The organism is Halomonas sp. ND22Bw, from assembly GCF_003011945.1.
Classification (GTDB): Bacteria; Pseudomonadota; Gammaproteobacteria; order Pseudomonadales; family Halomonadaceae; genus Halomonas; species Halomonas halophila.
The window spans coordinates 1-230 of sequence record NZ_PXWD01001934.1 but is presented as its reverse complement, the minus strand read 5'-3'; the positions used below and the strand labels follow the sequence as shown (position 1 = coordinate 230).

1 protein-coding gene is annotated in these 230 nt (G+C 67.8%); it reads right to left on the bottom strand.

The window, feature by feature from the left end; translation table 11 throughout:
• Nucleotides 1-230 (bottom strand): NAD(P)/FAD-dependent oxidoreductase (locus tag CVH10_RS25035; protein WP_369336044.1); only part of this gene is annotated, 230 nt, incomplete at both ends.

The window sequence follows — 230 nt, the reverse complement described above, 5'->3', positions numbered from 1 at the left end:
AAGGCGGTCTGGTATTCGACCATTTCGTCGCCCGAACGCCCCGCCTGAACCGCCTCATAGGCGGCGTCGGCGGCCAGCATGCCGGTCTTCATGGCGTTGTGGCTGCCCTTGATGCGGGGCACGTTCACGAAACCGGCCGAGCAGCCGATCAGGGCGCCGCCGGGGAAGGACAGTTTCGGGATCGACTGCAGACCGCCCTCGGTGATGGCCCGCGCGCCGTAGGAGATGCG